Annotated in this window: 16 protein-coding genes; 8 read left to right on the top strand and 8 right to left on the bottom strand. The window is 47.1% G+C overall.

What is annotated here, in order from left to right:
• On the bottom strand, positions 1 to 596 hold a 596-nt coding region (locus tag VNN20_16300; protein ID HWP93751.1), incomplete at its 3' end, for a hypothetical protein.
• 346 nt (positions 597 to 942) lie between these two features.
• Here VNN20_16300 and VNN20_16295 point away from each other — a divergent pair.
• The 3 genes from VNN20_16295 to VNN20_16285 all read left to right on the top strand — a co-directional run bounded on the left by VNN20_16295 (position 943) and on the right by VNN20_16285 (position 4,922).
• On the top strand, positions 943 to 1,137 hold the full coding sequence (locus VNN20_16295) for a hypothetical protein (protein ID HWP93750.1): 195 nt from the start codon (positions 943 to 945) through the stop codon (positions 1,135 to 1,137).
• A gap of 236 nt (positions 1,138 to 1,373) precedes the next feature.
• Positions 1,374 to 3,881, top strand: coding sequence for an adenosylcobalamin-dependent ribonucleoside-diphosphate reductase (locus VNN20_16290; protein HWP93749.1), 2,508 nt, complete (start codon positions 1,374 to 1,376; stop codon positions 3,879 to 3,881).
• Positions 3,882 to 4,052: 171 nt separating this feature from the next.
• On the top strand, positions 4,053 to 4,922 hold the full coding sequence (locus VNN20_16285; GenBank protein ID HWP93748.1) for a hypothetical protein: 870 nt from the start codon (positions 4,053 to 4,055) through the stop codon (positions 4,920 to 4,922).
• Between the two features lie 451 nt (positions 4,923 to 5,373).
• Here the strand turns inward: VNN20_16285 and VNN20_16280 are convergent, their stop codons facing one another.
• The 7 genes from VNN20_16280 to VNN20_16250 all read right to left on the bottom strand — a co-directional run bounded on the left by VNN20_16280 (position 5,374) and on the right by VNN20_16250 (position 13,998).
• Positions 5,374 to 6,204, bottom strand: a complete 831-nt coding sequence (locus tag VNN20_16280) for a vitamin K epoxide reductase family protein (GenBank protein HWP93747.1) — start codon at positions 6,202 to 6,204, stop codon at positions 5,374 to 5,376.
• A gap of 146 nt (positions 6,205 to 6,350) precedes the next feature.
• Positions 6,351 to 8,498, bottom strand: coding sequence for a 3-hydroxyacyl-CoA dehydrogenase NAD-binding domain-containing protein (locus tag VNN20_16275; GenBank protein ID HWP93746.1), 2,148 nt, complete (start codon positions 8,496 to 8,498; stop codon positions 6,351 to 6,353).
• Between the two features lie 55 nt (positions 8,499 to 8,553).
• Complete coding sequence (fadI, locus tag VNN20_16270; GenBank protein ID HWP93745.1) at positions 8,554 to 9,855, bottom strand: acetyl-CoA C-acyltransferase FadI; 1,302 nt, start codon at positions 9,853 to 9,855, stop codon at positions 8,554 to 8,556.
• A 116-nt stretch (positions 9,856 to 9,971) separates the two neighbouring features.
• Complete coding sequence (locus tag VNN20_16265; GenBank protein HWP93744.1) at positions 9,972 to 10,424, bottom strand: TerB family tellurite resistance protein; 453 nt, start codon at positions 10,422 to 10,424, stop codon at positions 9,972 to 9,974.
• Between the two features lie 237 nt (positions 10,425 to 10,661).
• The gene (locus tag VNN20_16260; GenBank protein ID HWP93743.1) at positions 10,662 to 12,440 is read right to left on the bottom strand and encodes a serine/threonine-protein kinase; all 1,779 of its coding nucleotides are present in this window, start codon (positions 12,438 to 12,440) and stop codon (positions 10,662 to 10,664) included.
• 34 nt (positions 12,441 to 12,474) lie between these two features.
• The gene (locus VNN20_16255) at positions 12,475 to 13,296 is read right to left on the bottom strand and encodes a Stp1/IreP family PP2C-type Ser/Thr phosphatase (GenBank protein ID HWP93742.1); all 822 of its coding nucleotides are present in this window, start codon (positions 13,294 to 13,296) and stop codon (positions 12,475 to 12,477) included.
• Between the two features lie 9 nt (positions 13,297 to 13,305).
• Positions 13,306 to 13,998: an FHA domain-containing protein gene (locus VNN20_16250; GenBank protein HWP93741.1), complete on the bottom strand. Its 693-nt coding sequence runs from the start codon at positions 13,996 to 13,998 to the stop codon at positions 13,306 to 13,308.
• A gap of 532 nt (positions 13,999 to 14,530) precedes the next feature.
• Here VNN20_16250 and nuoE point away from each other — a divergent pair.
• The 5 genes from nuoE to radC all read left to right on the top strand — a co-directional run bounded on the left by nuoE (position 14,531) and on the right by radC (position 19,294).
• The gene (gene nuoE, locus VNN20_16245; GenBank protein ID HWP93740.1) at positions 14,531 to 15,004 is read left to right on the top strand and encodes an NADH-quinone oxidoreductase subunit NuoE; all 474 of its coding nucleotides are present in this window, start codon (positions 14,531 to 14,533) and stop codon (positions 15,002 to 15,004) included.
• Between the two features lie 38 nt (positions 15,005 to 15,042).
• On the top strand, positions 15,043 to 16,392 hold the full coding sequence (locus VNN20_16240) for a glycerate kinase (GenBank protein ID HWP93739.1): 1,350 nt from the start codon (positions 15,043 to 15,045) through the stop codon (positions 16,390 to 16,392).
• 29 nt (positions 16,393 to 16,421) lie between these two features.
• On the top strand, positions 16,422 to 17,144 hold the full coding sequence (locus VNN20_16235) for a metallophosphoesterase family protein (protein HWP93738.1): 723 nt from the start codon (positions 16,422 to 16,424) through the stop codon (positions 17,142 to 17,144).
• A gap of 134 nt (positions 17,145 to 17,278) precedes the next feature.
• The gene (gene dnaB / locus VNN20_16230) at positions 17,279 to 18,637 is read left to right on the top strand and encodes a replicative DNA helicase (GenBank protein ID HWP93737.1); all 1,359 of its coding nucleotides are present in this window, start codon (positions 17,279 to 17,281) and stop codon (positions 18,635 to 18,637) included.
• A gap of 93 nt (positions 18,638 to 18,730) precedes the next feature.
• The gene (gene radC / locus VNN20_16225; GenBank protein HWP93736.1) at positions 18,731 to 19,294 is read left to right on the top strand and encodes a DNA repair protein RadC; all 564 of its coding nucleotides are present in this window, start codon (positions 18,731 to 18,733) and stop codon (positions 19,292 to 19,294) included.
• Positions 19,295 to 19,423 lie beyond the last annotated feature (129 nt).

Genomic DNA, 19,423 nt, shown 5'->3' with positions numbered 1-19,423 from the left:
CCGATTCCTATAATGATACCGGCTATACACAAAACCGCCGTAGTATGCAAGGCCTTTTCCCCAATCTTGGTGATCAGGACCCTCTTCTCGTTTTGGTCTCTGACCGACTGTTCAGATATTTTCTTTATTAGTGCGATCAGCTCCTCCTGTTTCTGCCTGATTTGTTCGTTGTGCTTCTTGGCCGCCGAGGATGAAGGTCTTCTCAGATGATTAAAACCGTCCAGGAAAAGGCTGTTGTATTCTTGGTGTAATGCAGTAAGCTGGTCCAGAGGAATTTCTTTTCGGTCCGGCAGGCTTTGAATTTTTGCCACCAGTTGATCGAACTCTTCACTCCTACCTTTGAACAATTCCAGCATGTCCGGGGTCTTGAGAATAGCATACTGGCGACCGTAGTGTTCCTGTGCCAGCAGGCTGTCGATCATTTTATCCGTATCCTCTGCTATGGGAATGTTTGTTTTCACGATGCTGCTGTTTATTTCGTTTAGTTCGTTGAGGGCAGAGAGGGCAAAAGCACTTATCAGAATTATGAGAAGGCTTAGAGGAAGTAATGCCAAAAACATTTTATTCGCTATATTAAAGCGGAAAGGACTGGTCATGATTTTATCGTTTTTAAGTCGACTAATTTGAAATGTTGTATAGGGCAACCCTATCTCTAGCATAATATTATAGCTTTTTATGTGTGCTTTGGGATTATCATGGATAAAAATTTTCAAGCATTTTGGTGTTCGGGATAAAGTCAGCATTGTTCAGCTATGGGCAAATCTCCCGAGACCAAGAAAAGGGAAATTGGGTATAATCATTAGTTAAAGTCACAGTTAGATTTGTTTTTGTGAATTCAAAATCAGTTTGCCGTGGGGGAGGGAGAATACGATTAATTTTCTATTGATGCTGGGTTTTTGGCTTGCATTGATTACGCTTTATGTCATTCACGGAAAGCGTGTAATGAGGATTATTAACGACAAAATAGAAAGAAGCGGCGGCAAGAGACATTATATGCCTCCTCACTATACTTTCAGGAGGAAGGAGTACGAGAAAAGCAAAAATAGGAAGAGGGTTGAAACCGTTCTGTCCTGGATAGCTTTGCTGTTGTTAGTGCTTGGACTTTTGAGTATGCTTGGAGTACTGGGCTCGGGGTAAACGATTATTAATTTTTTAGTTTAATAATGCCGAACAAGCTTTGTCAAACGTTTATTTTTTGTTAAGTCAAGTTATGGAAAACGGTCTAATTCCCGCCCATTTCCAAGATTTTCACTACTCTAACTTCCTGTGTTCATTTAATTTTGTTGAGCACTAAAAAATCACCCTTGACAACCACAATATATTGTGTTTGAATCGAACAATAATACAATATATAATAAGAGAAGGAGGATGAGATGTCTTCGGAGAAACTTGAAGCCTCGGAAACCAACGGAAAATCGTCGATAGAAGAAAACTCCAGCCCGAATACCGAGCCCACACCTAAAACACCAGCTCCGGCAGGCGAGTACAAAGAGGGGACGGTTATGGAAATACCTGAGGAAACTATCAGCGCCTTTGGTGGGGACGAATTGCGCGCAAGGGTGTTCTACGAAAAGTACGCGCTTCGGGATGAAACCGGCAAAATAGTGGAGGTTACCCCGGAAGAGATGTGGCGCCGGGTGGCCAGGGAGATAGCTTCTTCGGAAAAGAGCCAGAAATTGAAGAAGGAATGGGAAGATAACTTCTACTGGCTTCTCTCCGATTTCCGGTTCATCCCCGGCGGGAGGATCCTCTTTGGTGCGGGGCAAAAGAGAAGGGCTACGCTACTGAATTGTTATTTCATGCCCATAAAAGAAGACTCTATCGAGGCGATATTCGAATGGTGCAAGGAAGCGGCCAGGACCTATTCCTTCGGAGGAGGGGTGGGAACAGATATTTCCATCTTGAGGCCCAAGGGCGCTCCGGTCAATAATTCAGCCATATACTCCACCGGAGCGGTGTCTTTCATGGAGCTCCTCTCCACCACAACTGGAACAATCGGACAAGCTGGACGGAGAGGCGCCTTGATGATAACCATAGACGTCGGGCATCCCGATGTTCTCGATTTTATAGACATCAAGAACGACCCTTCCAGGACGAAGGTCAAGTTTGCCAACATCTCCATCAAGGTTTCCGATGAGTTCATGCAAGCGGTGGAGGAAGACAAGGACTTCGAATTACGGTTTGAGAACGACAAGGTGAAGGTGCGGAAGAAAATAAGAGCGAGAAAGCTCTGGGAGAAGCTCATACGGTCAGCCTGGGCTTCCGCCGAGCCCGGGTTGATATTCTGGGATGCGGTGAAGAGATACTCCCCGACCGAATATGGTGGAATGGAGGTCCACGGGGTCAATCCCTGCAGCGAGCAGGCGCTTGAAGACTATGGAAACTGCTGTCTCGGGAATGTCAACCTGTCTCTCTTCGTCAAGGAGGAGTTCGAGGACAGAGCGTCAATTGACTGGGAAAACCTGGAGAAAGCCTTGAGGTATTCCGTCCGTTTTCTCGACAACATCCTTGATTACAACACCTATAAGCATCCGCTCAAGTATCAAACCGATGCCTCCTCCCGATCGCGAAGAATCGGCGTCGGCTTTACCGGCTTCGGAGACATGCTGGCCAAGCTCAACCTGAAGTACGACACCCAGGAGGCAGTTGATTTTGCCGATAAGATGTTTGAGTACATAAAGAATATAGTTTATGAGGCAAGCGCGGACCTGGCTGCAGAGAAGGGGAGCTTCCCGGTCTTTGACCCGGAGACCCATTTGTCCCGTCCGTTCTTGAAGACCGTCGACGAGCGGGCAATCGAGAAGATAAAAAAACAAGGGCTCAGAAACGCCTGTATTCTAACTGTTCCGCCGGTGGGAAGCGGGTCGGTACTCGCCGGAACCACGAGCGGAATCGAGCCCATTTTTGCCCTTTCCTACTACCGGCGCTCCAAGTCGCTATCCCGCGAGGAGTTCAAGGTTTATCATCCGCTGGTCGGTGAGTACATGAAGAAGTTTGGAGTGAGGGACGAAAGCGAGCTTCCGCCGACCTTTGTAACCTCTCACGAAATAAAGCCGGAGATGAGGGTGCGCATGCAGGCGGCCATCCAGAAACATATAGACTCGTGTATTTCCAGCACGGTAAACCTTCCTACCGATATAACACTTGACGAAGTGGAGAAGATTTATTTCCTCTCTTGGAAGCTTGGCTGCAAGGGAATAACCGTATATAGAGAAGGCTCCAGGGAGGGAATTCTGGTTACCGAGGAGGGAGCAAAGCCGCGTGGCGAGTCTGACCGAACCGCCAAGGCTGCTCCTAAAGAAATAAAGGCCGAGACCCGGGATGAAGAGATGCAACAAACCCACCTATACCCCATTTCATCTCTTCATCCCACCCAAGAATCCGAGGAAGCCTGGTCGGTGAGGTTACCGGAAATCACGCCCATGAAGCGGCCTCAATTTCTTGAAGGGTTCACCGAGGCCATAAAGACCGGATACGGAAACCTATACGTGACCGTGAACACATACCAGGGTAGGCCGTTTGAGGTATTCGTCCAGATCGGAAAATCAGGATACACCACCATGGCCGACGCCGAGGCCATAGGGCGTCTGACGTCGCTTGCCCTGAGGTCCGGGGTAAGCGTGAAAAACGTGGTGGAGCAGCTCGAGGGAATAGGCGGGGCATCGCCGGTGTTTTCCGACGGAAAGCTCATCATGTCCATCCCCGATGCCATTGCCGCCGTTTTGAGAAAGCACTTTGTATCGGCGGAGAACGTGGCTCAAAAAAAAGCAAAGACAGCGGACATCGACTTAGAAAGATGCCCTGACTGCGGGAGTCGCGCCCTGGCGTTCGAGCAGGGCTGCATCACCTGCAGGAGCTGCGGGTTTTCTAAGTGTGATTAATCGGAGGTTGATAAAAAGAGCTTGAAAGCAGGATGTTGGTGTTTTTTTCAGTGAGCCCAATTCTTGGAAGCGAGGATTGGGCTTTTATTTGAATTGTAAAGTAAGGTCGAAAGGGTCGTGAGGATGAGCAAATTGTGATTTGCAATCCCACGAAAAGAGGAGGATGGGCAAATGAAAACTTTTTCCCAGAGAAAGGGCATTAAGCCCTCTAAGACCTTTATACAGCTTCACTCCATGGACTCCGAGTTGAGAAACAGCTTGTGGAGCGCCTTGTCCAGTCATTACTGGAGCCTGATGAGACCTAACTCCGGCGATATTTACGAACGGATATATCTCTCCGACAATGAAAACATGCATGCACTATTCAAGCTGCTCTGGTTTAAATATTTCAAAAAACCTATCGATAGCTTGAACGTTTATTGGCTGGATACCTACAGAGAGATTAAAGAATACTTCTTCGGTTGCGAATGGAACGAGGTTTATGACCTGATCGAATTCTTAGCTAATAACTATCCGGACAAGGCAGTGAATGCCCGGTTCATGAAGTTTTGTAATACACTACTCGAGCAAGAGCTTTCAGCCTACCGTTTCGTGGATGGGTTGATTACCCAGGTTACGGACGAACAAGAGGTTTCAGAGATCGAGGATGCCTTGCAAATATCCATAAAAAAGGCCAAGGGGCATTTGCGGCGCTCTCTCGATTTACTGACCAGGCGTAAGAGCCCCGACTACAGAAACTCTATCATAGAGGCCTTGAGCGCCGTTGATGCGATATGCAAGCTAATAACGAAGGATGATAAGGCAGAGGTAGGACAGGCCATGAAAGAGGTCGGAGAAAAGATAGGATTAAATCCTATTCTGCAGTCTGCCTTTGTCGACCTTTACAGTTACGAAAAAGATGCATTTGGAATACGCCACGCTCTAACCGGTGAATCCGAAATTAGCTCGGAGGATGCCAGGTTCATGCTGACCTCCTGCTCCAGTTTTATAAACTACCTGATAGTGAAATCCTCTAAGGCCGGGATCAAATTGTCTGCATAGATAGAGTGTAGCTACAATCAAAGCTGTCCAAAATAATTAGAACCATCCTTGTAATATAAGGCTTTAGAAAGATAAAAGCACCTTTTAAAATCAGGTTAGTATCTTCATGTTGCTTGATTAAACAACCTATTTCCAGAAATGGGGTTGCTTCGGCGGTGGAATTTATCGTTCGACTGAGTTGGCGACGAAGTCCTGAGCATCTCGACTCGTTGGATTGGGCCCGGTACAACCACATCGGCATCCTTCGACCGAGCTCAGGATGAGCGGATTTTCATCCGCTAAAACTGATTAATAAAAGGTGTTTTCACTCTGAGAAATAAAAACCCGTTCGCCCTGAGCCAGGTCCCCCGGTTTAACTGGGGTAAGGGCGAACACAGTTAGCTGTAGGTAATCCTTAGTCCAACGGCCTAGCTCAATATAAACGAGAGGACGGGTAGCCGCTACCTGGTAATTATTTTGTTTTACCGTCCCATTTAAACCCGGAGAGTCTGGCTAGCTCCTGAAGCGACCTTGCACCCACATAAAACTGTCCGTTTATTTCCCAGGTGGGGTAATTGTGGATTCCTTTGGCATAGCAAAGAGCCGTGTTTGCATGCTCTCCCCGGGGATGACACTCGACGTAGTTGATGTATTCAAAGGCCTTTTTACCAAACATTAGTTTTTGAGTGGTACAGTGGGGGCACTGGTAAGAGCCATACATGGCCGCCCCTATTCCTCCAAGGTGTTTTGCCAGCTCCACCTGGAAGGCGCTGGCCGATTCGGCGCTAAGCTCTTTAGACTGGATGAAATAGGAGCCGAATAGGACCGCCGCCAGTATTACCAAGGTCAAGCTGACCAGCTTAGCTGTCGAGAATCCGGGGGTTAAGACCGGTTTTTTGAAGAGCAAAATGACAAAGACAGCGGTGATCAGGAGGGCTGAGACCACGCAGTAAAAACAGGCTGCTTTGATGATGAAGAACTCGACATAGGTGAGATAGGCAGAAAAAACAAACCCGCCTAAGGAAATGACGTAGAGAAGGAGCCATTTTCTACCTTTTTCCATGGATATAAGGGATAGGACAAAAATAAGCGAGTATCCGATGACCCCGAGAAGCGATACCGGGACGCCGAGAATGGCGGAGTAAGAACTGTCCCTTACCGCGTCGCAGCCCGACCCGGCGGCGCAAAATGCGGCTTCGGTCTTGCTGTAATAGAGATAAGTCAGATAAAGGGAGACCGCAAAACCTAAGGCAGATAGAACTAATAAAATTATCCTGGATGTGTCATTTTCTTTCGTTCTCATCCTTTTAATCTCGACCCGGTTTTAGCTATTAATATACCAAAATGATGCAGGATGCGGGATACCTGATATACGATATATTTTGTATTCGGCTCCTGGCTGTCTGCATAGCAGTTAATTTGACCGATGTTCATCCGTATATCACCCGCCTAATCAGCGTAAAACTTCTTGCCCTGCCTGGCCAAGTCGTTGAGGAGAGGAGCGGGGTTAAAACATGGGCCCAGGTTTGACGATAGATTTTCGAGCTTTTTCAAAATAGTCCGGGCTCCGACCGAATCAATATATCGGAAAGGGCCGCCGAGGTATGCAGGAAATCCGAGGCCCAACACGGCCCCCACATCTCCATCTCTAGGGTTTCTAATCACCCCCTCCTGGAGACAGTATACCGCTTCGTTAACCATGGCTAGGGAGAGTCTATCCTGAACCTCTTCTTTGGAAAGTTGCTCTTCGTTATTCTCGATCGGAAAGAGTTTGTAAACGGAGCTATCCACCTTGTTCTTGCCATTATAGTTATAAAAACCCCTTTTACTTTTTCTCCCCAGTCTCCCATCCTGTATCAGGCTCTTCAACGAAGAAGGGGTTTTTAACCTCTCTCCGAATGCCTCATAGAGTAACTCGGCGTCTTTTGCCTTCTCATCGACCCCCATTTCATCAAGAAGCATGAGGGGTCCGGTGGCAAACCCAAACTCCATCATTACCGTATCTATACCGTCGACCGTAGCCCCCTCCTCCAGCAGGGTGAGGGCTTCGTTGAAGTAGGGCGCCAGAATCCTGGTTGTATAAAAACCAGCCTTATCTTTTACCACAATCGAGATTTTCCCCAGGCGTTTTTCGAATTCCAGAGCCGTTGCAACTGTCTCGGGTGAGGTATCGTTGGTAACAGCGACTTCCACGAGTAGCGTCGACTCGACCGGGTGAAAGAAATGCATCCTAATCACGTTTTCCGGTCGCTTTGCCCGGCCGGCTATCTGCGCTATGGGGAGTGAGGCTGCAGTAGAAGCGAAGATACAATCATCCCTGGTTACGGATTCTACTTCTTCCAGAATTTTCTTCTTCAATTCCAGGTCTTCGGGCACGGCTTCAATTACCATGTTTGCCCGGCGAAATCCGGTGTAATCGGAAGTGGCGCTTATCCGATTTAGCCTCTTTTCCATCTCCAGCCTGGTGATATTGCCCTTCCTGAATTCTTGCTCGAAGTAATCGTAGCAAGACCTAAGCCCGCTTCCGGCGCTTTTCATGTCCCGGTCCTTAAGCCTTACAGCAATGTCGATGCCGGCAGAGATTTTGGAGATCTCCGAGCCCAAAATCCCCGCTCCGACCACGGCAATTTTTTCTACCTTTTTGGGTTTTATCTCTTTATTTTCGAACACCGGGTCCTTTTTTAAATCGTGTATAGACTTAGAAGTCTCGATCAATTGTCTTGAGCTATCGCTCATGACCAGCTCGCTAAAATAAACCGATTCCACGTGGAGTCCTCTGTTGAAACTGGAGTTCATTCCCGTCTCTATAGCCTCGAGAGCCATAAGTGATGCCGGGTTATAGTTCTGTGCCTTGCTAGTAATCCTTTTTCTTTCTTTGTTAAAAAGCGCCCTTCTGCCGATTACGTTTCCCTCCAAGATCAGCTCTATGAGGTTTCTGGATGGACGGTGCGGCTTAAGCTCTCTCGTGGCAATTTGTAGTGCCCGTTTCTTGGCGATTTGGAGTAGAATCTCCCGGGGCACGACCTCGTCAACGAGTCCCATTTTGAGGGCCTGTTTATGATTCAGAATTTTCCCGGTAAGAATCATGTCAATTGCTTCTTTAATTCCGATAAGTCTAGGAAGTCTCTGCGTGCCACCTCCTGAGGGGATTAAACCCAGTTGGACTTCGGGCAGGGCAAAGGCGGTCTTTGAGTTATCCGTGGCTATCCGGTATACACAGGCAAGGGCAATCTCAAGACCGACACCCAGGCACGCACCGTTTATAGCGGAGACAAAGGGGAACCGGAAATTTTCGATTCTGTTTATGATGTCCTGGGTCCTCAGGCTGATCGTCCTGGCTTGGTCCGAGGAGTGAATTTTTAAGAATTCACCGACGTCCGCACCGGAAATAAAGTCATCCTTTTTCCCGCTTATGATCACCGCCGCCTTAATCTCTTCATCATCTTCCTTGATTATCTCTCTCTCGTCCTGTTTATTCAAAAATTCCTCGATTTCCTGCATAGACTGGTTATTTAGCCTGTTTAGCTCGTCGCCGGGCAGGTTTATGGTTATGACTGCAACTCCTTCCTTGTCCACTTCGATTGAAAAAGCACTCATCGATTCACTCATAATTTAATGAAGAGTTTGGGTTTAACCCTTAACTTTTCACTCCTCACTCCCTTTCCACTACCATTGATACCCCCAAGGCGCCGGCGGCGCAGACGGACACTAAGCCAAAATTTCCACCCCTACGTCTAAGTTCGTTGAGTATGGAGACGGTGAGCCTTCCACCGGTCGCTCCGAAGGGATGACCGATAGCGATCGAGCCGCCCATGACGTTAAACCTCTCCATGTCCACCTCTCCAACCGGGTCACTCCTTCTCAGCTTTTCCCGGGCAAAATCTTTCGAGGCCAAGGCGCGAATATTAGAAAGCACCTGAGCGGCAAAGGCCTCGTGAAACTCGATTAAATCGATATCCGATAACTTTAATCCGGCACGATCGAGCGCGAGCGGTGTCGAGTAGGCCGGGCCCATGAGAAGCTGGTCCTCTGGTGGAAGCGCAGCGTATGCGTAAGAGCGAATATACCCTAAAGGGATGTAGCCAAGCGCCCGGGCTTTTTCCTCGGCCATGAGCAAGAGAACGGATGCACCGTCGCTAAGAGGGGAGGAATTACCGGCTGTGACCGTGCCGTATCTTTGGTCGAAGACAGGGGGTAATTTTGCCAGAGCCTCCGGATTTGTATCGGGACGAATGCAGTTGTCTGAATCGACCACGGTCGAGTATTCAGGAGGAACGAGGACATGAATAATCTCTTGGGAAAGCCTTCCGTCTTGGGCTGCTTGGAAAGCCAGCTTATGGCTTCGGTAGGCCAGGATGTCCTGCTCTTCCCGGCTTATATGATTCTCTCTAGCCATCTTTTCCGCGGACTCCCCCATGGTAAGCCCGGTGGAGGGCTCGGCAATCGCCGGAATGTCCGGGACCAAGTCGTTAAGGCTCACATTCAGGAAGGGCCTTATCTTCCTTAGGGCGTTTTTCTCCTTTTTATATTCGAATAAGCTCGACCGGAATTTCTTACTGAGTAACACCGGAAAATCAGATATGGACTCCACTCCGCCAGCAATCACTACATCGTAATTCCCGCACATGATGCTTTCAGCGGCGCTGGTAATTGCCTGGTTTGCAGAGGCGCAGGCACTGATTACCGTATGTGCCGGTGTGTCGGAGGGGATCCCGGCGGAAAGGGCAATATCCCTTGCCAGGTTGGGTGTTTTAACTGTTGGTATCACCGTACCAAATACGACCCCGTCGATTTGATGGGGGTCGACCTCGGTACGATTTATGAGTTCGACCGTGGCCATTCTACCCAGGTCGAGCGAGGAGAGGTTTTTGAATAACGTTCCTGATTTTATGAAGGGTGTTCTTAACCCATGAATGATGGCGACTCGCCTTCCGTTACTGAACGAATTTCTCATCGTCTTTGCATAGGTAGTGTCTATATTTATTTTATCTGTGGGAATGGAAAGAAGAAAGTTTTTTCTAAAAAGTCGGGAATTGTTTACGACCAAAGATCTTGCTTCAGGGAGAAGGATCAGCTATTGTTCTTCACCCTCAGTTTGATCTCGATAAATTTAGAGTGGTCCAGGTTTAGTAGGTTTAGTAGCTTGTGCGCTATATAATTCTCAAATTTATCCAGGGTTCCATCCGAGTAAATCACGCTCCAGACCATCTCCATTAATTCATACTTCTCTTCGTTGCTCAGGTTTTGATTGATTAAGTGGGTAAAATACCAAAGGTCAGTGGATTTTTCTCGTTCCAGTCTGGAGGCCTCGATAAGCTCATCGACCGAGCTATCGGTCATTTGGAACCGGGCTTTTAAAATCCCGATAATCTTATGCAGCTCTTCTTCGGTGAGTTCGGAGTCAGCAGAGGCGGCCTCGAGAAGGATTACGCAGGTTGCTATCTTTAATTTACTCTCCCGGCCCTCCTCGGAAGCCAGTGCTTCTGAAGTTTTATTGATTATTTTCTTGAAAAGGTCCAACATATCTACTCCGCCTTTAAAATATTTATCATGCTTTCACCGGAAAATGCAAATTTAATTTGTTGAGTTTTCTGAGGTAGAGACACAAAATTTTGCGTCTCTGCAAAATAAGAGCTATAGTTCAATCAATTTTAGTTTCTATTTTTTATTTCGAGTGAGGATTTGTTTGACTAGGCAGGCTCGGTCCTTAAGGAGTTTGTTTCAAAATCGATACGCATTGACCTTCCTCCCCAGGAGATTCTAGTGCTTTCTCAGTCTTTCTCTCAAAGAGGCCTGTTCTGTCAGTCTCTCGATTTCCTGTTCAGTAAGTATCTGGGTTTTATCATAAGTAAGGTTAATATCCTTTGGCTGTTTTGTGTTTTTGGCTGGAGCATTCTTACTCGGAATTTCCACCAAACCGGCTAGGTATAGAAAATATAAGAACCTTAAGGTATCGCTGGCATTGAGTGGGCTCGCTGAAATTATGCTTTTCAGGGTGAGCTCTTCTCGGAGAAGGTTGGCCAGCTTTAACTCTCTCGGGGAGTTAAAAATCAACTTTTTCAGCTCCTCTCCCATATCCGGGCATGGAATTACGGAGGAGTTCATGTCGTAAAAGGAGTTATGTGGAATTTGGCCGTTTTTAATGATGCGACTTACTCCCTCGTAGATAACTTGTATCGGGTTGATCTTATATGTTGCTTCAAAAGTGAAATTGCTGGTGTGTTTGAATCCATAAAAGCCCACCTCACATTTAAATCCGCTTATCAACTTTTCCTTGAGCTGGGATTCAAGCGTGCTATTAAGCTCGTGCGGGGTGATTTTTCCAAGTTTGATGAGCGCTTCCCCTATCTTCAGGCCGGTGTCATGGGCAAAGCTTAAAGCTTTTTCCCGATCAGCCTTGGTGATTTTGGCTTTACTGACCAATATTTCTCCCAAGGTGAGTCTATAATCCTGCCCCTCGACGAAGACTATCACTCCTTCCAGGAAATAAATCTTGAGTTTTATCTCGGAATCGACTACCAAAAAGCCGCTTTTCTTTTCACGATAGATGGACAGTAAAAGATTAGGATAGGATGTACTGCTAATCATGCCGATTTCTTCAAATTCTTCCTCGCTGTAGGGTTCTTCCGCCGGATTCCCTTCTTCTGGGCCTTTAATCGAATCTTTCTCGAATAAATGGAGTGATTCCAAATCTCTGACTAACGAATCCTTTTTACTGTCCTTCAGTTTTTCAAGAGCAAGGAAAAACTCGTCGATTGATTGAAATCTCTCCTCGGGCCTTTTTGCCAGCGCCCTGAAGACTATGTTTTCAAGTTCCCCGGGTATGTCTGGTTTTATTCTGGAGAGGGGAGGAGGGGGAAGCTCGATATGCCCCCTTTTTATTTCATAATCTGAGTCCGAATCACCGCCGAAGGGAACACGACCAGCAAGCATCTCGTATAAAGTGATTCCTAGAGAGTATATATCCGACCTATGGTCGGTTTTTTCCCCAAGGATTTGCTCAGGAGACATATATTTCGGCGTTCCTACAACACCTTCGTTTGCATTTAACCCGGTGTCGCATATGATCTGGGCGATGCCGAAATCGGTGATCTTCACCAGGCTCGGGGTCAAGAGAAAATTGTTGGGCTTTATATCTCTATGTATGACTCCCTTTGAGTGGGCGTAACCAATTCCATCGAGAATCTGTTTAAACACGGAAATTGCTACCGGAGTCCCCAGTGGGCCATGCTCCCAGAGTATCTTTCCAAGACTCTCTCCGTGAACGTATTCCATGACTATGAAGTACCCGCTTTCTACTTCCAGAAAATCATACACGGTGACTATGTTAGGATGATTCAATTGAGCCTGGATTTTGGCTTCTTTGTAGAATCTGTTTATAACTTCCAGGTCGCCCAGCAGACCGGGGTTAATCATCTTTATGGCGGCTACACGGTCTAGAGTCATATGGATTCCCTTATAAACCCGGCCCATGCCGCCGTGTCCGATCTCTTCGGTTATCCTGTAGTTGCCTATGGTTTTGCCGATTATTCTTGTCATAAATGAGATTCCTTGAGCAACTGAGCATATCCGGTCATTTGATTCGGTCAAAGAGACTCTTTATGCCGGATACTATTCGAGATGTGCCTATGGAACTTCCTAAAACTTGTACTACCAGAACCGTGATGTTGTCTGTCCCGCCGCGATTATTGGCCATATTAATCATTACCTGGCAAGCCCTACCCGGTGGATATAGGTTTACTATCTCTGCAATCTCGTCTTCTTCCACGAACTCGGTGAGGCCGTCCGAGCATAGCACCAAAACGTCGCCTGGAATAATGTCTATCGGAGGGACCAAATCCACCTCCACGTCGGAATTCGTACCGACTGCCCGTAAAAGTATGTTTCGCTCTGGGCAAATCTTGGCCTCTTCTGGGGACATAATCCCTGATTCCATCATTCGCTCTGCTACAGTGTGGTCTTTGGTCAGCTTCCTAGCCTTGTACCTCCTCACCAGGTACGCACGACTATCCCCAACATGGGCTATGTTTGCCCTTCCCTGGGCCAAAACCAATGCAGTACAAGTCGTTCCCATGCCCTTGAGTTCAGGGGTTTTGCCAGCCGTCTCGTATATGGAACGGTTGGCCTCGGTTATTGCATCTTTTAGAAGCTTGGGGATGTTGTTATCTTCGACCGGGTTAGAAGCGACATACTCTTTTAAGACGTCGACCAAACGGCGGCTGGCCACTTCCCCGGCCTGATGCCCACCCATGCCATCTGCTACTGCCATAAGGTAGCCGGAATGCCCGTCTTCTCCGCTTAACCTGATGTACAGGAATGAGTCCTCGTTATTCTCCCTTTTCCTACCTACGTCGCTAAGGCAGCTTATGGCCAGATATTTGTCGTTTTCTTCCATGTTTTAAGCTTATTTTCTAGACAGGACAAACATCATCTCATTCCCGCCTATTTTAATTATGTCTCCGTCTCTAAGTACCCTCTCCTTGACCTTATTTCCGTTGACGGTGCTCGGCCTTAGAAAGGAGCCCATACTGATTATCCTGTACGAACCGTCGGGCAGCTTGATGATCTTTGCATGGGGGTTTTTTATGAAAAATCCGTCTATCTTCAGGTTAGAACCGTTTCCCTTACCTACGGTGAAGTAATCGCTATTAATCTCGACTTCCCGGCCGTCGGACAGTATTAACCTGGCCGCTTTGAATGGGTCGTTTTTCAGTCTCTCTAGAAGTTTTTCCTGGGTTCGGGCATCTACCATAACCGTGCCGCCCTCATCTTGAAATGCGACGCGGTCCTCAGTCCTTGATTCCTCGTCGCGGCTGAATTTGATCAGATGCTTTCCAATGAGCACTGCATCCCCGATCCATAATTCACTTTCGTCGATTTTCGAGCCGTTTACGAATGTACCGTTTGCGCTGGCTAGGTCTTTGATGACCACCCGGCCGCCTTTGTTGTAAATAACCGCGTGGTATCTGGAAACAGAGAGGTTGTTTATGACAATATCGTTCTCCTGTGCCCTCCCTATGGAGATAACCTCCTGGTCAAGTTTTTTCCTTTCGACTATTTTTGAGCCTAATGTAACGACAAGTATAGGGACTCCCATAATCGCCCTCCCTAAATTTTATACAGAATAGGATTCTGCTCTGCTAAAATCAGCAAAATACGTGCCATCTATTAATTAGCACCTATTTGAAAATTGTAGGTAAGGAGTCACTCTTGCTCGGTTTTTATCGGCTAGTTTCCACTAAACTAAGATAATAGCGGGCCAAAATTGGCCAGGTAACCGGGGAATCCCTGGAAATATCACTATCTATCTACTATCATTAAGTAATTTATCATTAATGACTCATATATGGGTATCATTTGAACTAAAGAATAGGAATAGGCGTTTAAGCCAAATGTACCTAGGTTTTGCTCAGGCCCGGTGTTTATTTGACCCAGATCAGGCCGATAAGATATCGAATCAGTGACAAAAAACGTTACAGGGTTGACGAAAAGAGCCTTTATTTGTGTGATTTTTTTACCCTTCTGGGAAGTAGTAGCCCCTAAAATATATACAAGAGGGAGGACAGCTTGCACACCATATTAAACCATGTTAATTTTAAACATTGCCCTGGTTTGAGATCTCAAAAATCATGCCTTTCTCCGAAAAGCTCAAGGAAAAAATAAATAAAACGGTGTCTCAGTATGAGACCAAGCAGTCAGCGTTAATACCGGTCCTCCGCGAAGTGCAGGAGGAATACGGCTGGCTATCAAAGGAATCGATGGAGGAGGTAGCCGGGCTTATAGGCATACCGCCGGCAAGCGTTCAAAACGTAGCCACGTTTTACACCATGTTCTTTACGAAGCCGGTTGGCAAGCGGGTTATTTGGCTGTGCCGGACACTTTCCTGTGCCCTGAGAGGATCGCAGCAGATAGAACACTACCTTTCGGAGAAACTAAAAATTCATACCGGAGAAACAACCCCGGACGGAAAAATCACCCTGCTTGAAGCGGAATGTTTAGCCTCTTGTGGAACCGCTCCTGTTGCGCTTATCGACGACGAGCTTCATGAGAACCTTACCAGAAAAAAGGTCGATGAACTGATTGATAAACTGCAGAGGGAGTGATCGGTTTACAGGGATAGAGGACGTATAGACCGGGTCTATTGTCAAAATCCGCTCTCATTAATATGGACTTCAAGCAAACCAGAGAACACGCGATAAAAATCTTCAACGAGGCGCTCGAGGCGGCGAATCCGGAAAGATGCATGCTTGAACACATAACGCTCCGGGGGAACATGCTCGAGGTTGACGGAAGGGAATACGACCTAAGAAGATATGAATCGATCTTCGTCATAGCTTTTGGAAAAGCTGCTTCGTCGATGGGCAAAGCCCTCGAGGATTTATTGGGCGACAGAATAAGAGAAGGGATCGTGGTATCAAACGCCTCACCCAATTTCACATTCTCCAGGTTGAGGTTTTATCTTTCCAGCCATCCTATACCCGATGAGAGAAGCCTGAATGCCGCCAACGAAGTGGTAAAGCTTCTGGACAAAACCGGAGAAAACGACCTGGTGATTTTTCTGATCTCCGGGGGAGGAAGCGCTCTATTGGCTATGCCAGCCCCCGGAATTTCTCTCGAAGATAAGAGAAAAGCTACGGAGATGCTCCTCAATTCCGGTGTGGATACCCACGGGCTAAATGCGGTTAGAAAACATATATCACAGATTAAGGGGGGCGGGCTTCTCAAAAAGGCGCTGCCTTCTCAAGTGATAACCTTGGTGCTTTCCGATGTAGTTGGAGACAGGCTCGACGCCATTGCTTCTGGGCCCACTGTCCCCGATGCAACCACCTTTGACGAGGCCTGGCGAGTGGTAGAGGCTCTCCGGCTCGAGCATAGAATTCCGCCGCAAGTGATCGTCCATCTCGAGGATGGCAAGAGGGGAAGGCTTCCGGAAACGCTAAAGGAGGGGGAGTTTGACCCGGATAAGGTTCAAACGGTGGTCATAGGAAGTAATTTTAAGTCTCTTATCGCTTGTGAGAGCAAGGCAAAGGACCTGGGATACAACACCCTTCTTCTTTCGTCCCAGATAAAAGGAGAAGCCAGAGAGGTGGCCAAGGTCATAGCCTCAATAGCGTTTGATATAGAGAGGTTTGGAATACCCCTCAAGAAGCCGGGATGTTTGATCTTTGGCGGTGAGACAACCGTAACCGTAACCGGTACCGGGAAAGGAGGTAGAAGCTCGGAAACCTCCCTTGCCTTTTCCATGGAGATCATGGGACACGAAATCGTTGGGCTTTTTTGCGGCACGGACGGCATCGACGGGCCAACCGATGCCGCCGGGGCGATATGTGACGGTAGGACAAGGGAACGGGCAAGGGAAATAAACCTAAGTGCCAGGGAACGCTTGGCCCAGAACGATTCCTACACCTTTTTCGAGAAGCTGGGGGACCTGGTTAAAATAGGTCCCACCGGGACAAACGTCATGGACATCGGTATCGTGATTTTAAGATAGAGTTTTTTGCTACTGGTAGAATTAACTATATGAGATACGGCGTTATCTCCGACATCCATGCAAACCTGGAAGCGCTAAACGCCACACTCGAAGAAATAGATAAACTGGCAGTAGATAAGGTCATTTGCCTGGGCGATATAGTCGGCTACGGTGCAAACCCGAATGAGTGCGTAGAGATAATCAGGGAAAGAAAAATCGAATCGATAATCGGAAACCATGATACCGTAGCATGCGGGCTGAGGGAACCCGATGATTTCAACCCGGCAGCCAGACAGGCGGTGCTCTGGACCAGGGACACACTTACTGAAGAAAATAGAGAGTTTCTGAGAGGGCTTTCTCACACCAGAGGATTTGATGATTTTATCGCGGTTCACGGCTCCATATCCGACCCGGACCTTTACCTACTTTCCCCTTACGACGCCATACCCGAGTTTAAACTAATGAATAAAGAGCGTATCTGTTTCTTCGGCCATACCCATGTCCGGCTCTGTTTCGTTCTCAAAGATAAGTCGTTAAATTGTATGCTGGATTATGAAATAAAAATTGACCCGAAGGCAAAATACCTCATAAACCCGGGAAGCGTCGGACAGCCTAGGGACAGGGATCCTCGGGCATCGTTCCTGGTATATGATGACCAAAGAGCCGATGTCCAGTTTGCAAGACTTGAGTACGATGTAAGCTCAGCCCAGGAAAAGATAATAAAGGCGGGCCTGGATAGGAGGCTAGCAGACAGGTTATCCGTGGGAATGTGACCCTTAGGTTTCGGATTTTTGATTGCTGATTGCGGGATAAAAAGATTTTCATCAAAATCTGCAATCTAAATTACGAAGTCGGCAATTTAAAATGTCTTGAAGGTTTCTGCTACCCGTTATAGAATCTAGAAGCAATGTCTATATTCACAAAACCACTTCCGCAAAATGAAGAAGCAGAGCAGGCCGTGCTTGGGGCCATTCTCATAGAGGGCAATGTAATAAACCAGGTACTCGAGATTCTAACCACCTCTGATTTCTATAAAGAAGCCCACAGAAAGATATTCGATGCGATGGTCGATCTTGATAGGGAGAATAAGCCCATAGACTACTTTACTCTTTTTGAGCACATGAAAGGGAGCGGAACGCTACTCGAGGAGGTGGGGGGGAGTAGTTATCTGACTTACCTGAGGGAGCTTGTTCCGTCGACGGCGCATGTCGAATACTATGCCAAACTGGTAAAGGAAAAAGCTATATTGAGGAAGCTCGTTCTCGCAGCGACGGACATCGCCCATCGCGGCTATGAGGAAGGGGTTAATGTCGATGAATTTATCGACCGGGCAGAGCACGCCATTCTTGATGTGGCGCAAAACAAGGTAAAACCGAGCTTCTACGAGTCGAGAGAGCTTGCATCAAAAGCCCTCGAAATCATAGAGACCCTTTATGCCAAGAAGGAGCTGATTACCGGAATTCCGACCGGATTCGAGAAACTGGACGATATGACATCCGGTCTTCAGGCATCTGACCTGATAATAGTGGCAGCCAGGCCAGGGCTTGGAAAAACCTCCTTCTGCCTGGACATAGCTAAGCATGCAGCTATCGAACACGGCTATTCGGTCGGAATATTTTCTCTGGAGATGACCAAAGAGCAACTCATGCTCCGGATGCTCTCCAGCAGTGCGAAGGTGAATTACTCGAGCATAAGGAGTGGATACATCAGAAACGATGACCTGGAGAAGCTGGTAAGGGTTGCGGATACGTTCAGCAAGGCCAAAATATACATCGACGATACCCCCGGAATTAATGTTCTCGAACTCCGGGCAAAAGCGAGAAGACAGAAAAGAGAGAAGGGGCTTGACCTAGTCATTATCGACTATCTTCAGCTCATGCGTGGAACCGGGAGGGCCGAGACCAGGGAGCGGGAGATTGCCGAAATTTCCGGCTCGCTTAAAGGGCTGGCCAAGGAATTGAACATTCCGGTGATAGCGGTCTCCCAGCTCAGCCGCCAGACCGAGGCTCGGGCGGATAGACGCCCCCAACTTGCCGACCTTCGGGAGAGCGGTGCGTTGGAACAGGATGCAGATATCGTAATTTTCATCCACCGGGCGGATGCCTACAAAAAGAACCCTGATGAGAAGGATGGCATAGCCGAGGTAATTATCGGAAAGCAGAGGAACGGCCCGACCGGTACCATAAAACTAGTATTTCTTGACAGGATCGGCGTTCCCAGTTTTGAAAACCTGGCCGAGGAATACGAAGACCTGGGAATGCCCTGATAGAACTCCTAAACTGCAAAGAAGATAAACAACAATAGAAACGACCAGCCGCGAATCAGCCTGTAAGGTTTAACCAAAATAGAGGAACGTAACTTGAAAAAGATCAAAAATATTCCAGAATTTGATAGACCTCGTGAGAAGATGGGACAAAAAGGAGCAAAAGCACTTTCAAATCTTGAGCTCTTAGCGGTTTTGCTTGGTACGGGCATAAAGGACAAGGATGTGTTTAAAGTTGCGAAGGATATTTTAAATTTGACAAATGAAAGTTTTGACAATATTACCCTTGAGAAGTTAAAGAATATAGATGGTATAGGTCTAGCGAAGGCATGTCAGATAGTAGCGGCATTTGAATTCTCAAAAAGATTCCTCGTGAAAGAAGGAATAAAAGTTAAAAATGTAGACGATGTTATACATTTAACGGAAGGATTAAAAGATAAAAGGCAGGAATATTTTTTAAGTTTAACTCTTGATGGTGCGTCTAATTTAATTCAGAAAAGAACAGTATTCATAGGAACTCTAAACAAAAGCATTGTCCATCCGAGGGAGATATTTGCAGATGCAATTAGCGACAGAGCTGCGGGAATAATTTTTGTCCACAACCATCCTTCAGGTAATGTAGAACCAAGTAAAGAAGACATTGCGGGATTTTTTCAATAGGTGTGTAAAAATCATTCAGGCGGCCTTCCTTTTTTGCTTTACTTTTACTTCTTCTACCATTATCCCATTAACAAATCTCTTCCCTGCATAAACTTCCGGTAACAACCAGTATCCCCGGAGTGCATAAAA

It is taken from the genome of Thermodesulfobacteriota bacterium, from assembly GCA_035559815.1.
Lineage (GTDB): Bacteria > Desulfobacterota_D > UBA1144 > Nemesobacterales > CSP1-2 > DATMAT01.
The sequence above is the reverse complement of the archived record's forward strand: the minus strand, read 5'-3'. Positions and strand labels throughout refer to the sequence as shown.

Coding starts and splice junctions, on each gene's coding strand:
- VNN20_16295 (HWP93750.1), top strand. CDS start 943: ATGAGGATTATTAACGACAAAATAGAAAGAAGCGGCGGCAAGAGACAT.
- VNN20_16290 (HWP93749.1), top strand. CDS start 1,374: ATGTCTTCGGAGAAACTTGAAGCCTCGGAAACCAACGGAAAATCGTCG.
- VNN20_16285 (HWP93748.1), top strand. CDS start 4,053: ATGAAAACTTTTTCCCAGAGAAAGGGCATTAAGCCCTCTAAGACCTTT.
- VNN20_16280 (HWP93747.1), bottom strand. CDS start 6,204: ATGAGAACGAAAGAAAATGACACATCCAGGATAATTTTATTAGTTCTA.
- VNN20_16275 (HWP93746.1), bottom strand. CDS start 8,498: ATGAGTGCTTTTTCAATCGAAGTGGACAAGGAAGGAGTTGCAGTCATA.
- fadI (HWP93745.1), bottom strand. CDS start 9,855: ATGAGAAATTCGTTCAGTAACGGAAGGCGAGTCGCCATCATTCATGGG.
- VNN20_16265 (HWP93744.1), bottom strand. CDS start 10,424: ATGTTGGACCTTTTCAAGAAAATAATCAATAAAACTTCAGAAGCACTG.
- VNN20_16260 (HWP93743.1), bottom strand. CDS start 12,440: ATGACAAGAATAATCGGCAAAACCATAGGCAACTACAGGATAACCGAA.
- VNN20_16255 (HWP93742.1), bottom strand. CDS start 13,296: ATGGAAGAAAACGACAAATATCTGGCCATAAGCTGCCTTAGCGACGTA.
- VNN20_16250 (HWP93741.1), bottom strand. CDS start 13,998: ATGGGAGTCCCTATACTTGTCGTTACATTAGGCTCAAAAATAGTCGAA.
- nuoE (HWP93740.1), top strand. CDS start 14,531: ATGCCTTTCTCCGAAAAGCTCAAGGAAAAAATAAATAAAACGGTGTCT.
- VNN20_16235 (HWP93738.1), top strand. CDS start 16,422: ATGAGATACGGCGTTATCTCCGACATCCATGCAAACCTGGAAGCGCTA.
- dnaB (HWP93737.1), top strand. CDS start 17,279: ATGTCTATATTCACAAAACCACTTCCGCAAAATGAAGAAGCAGAGCAG.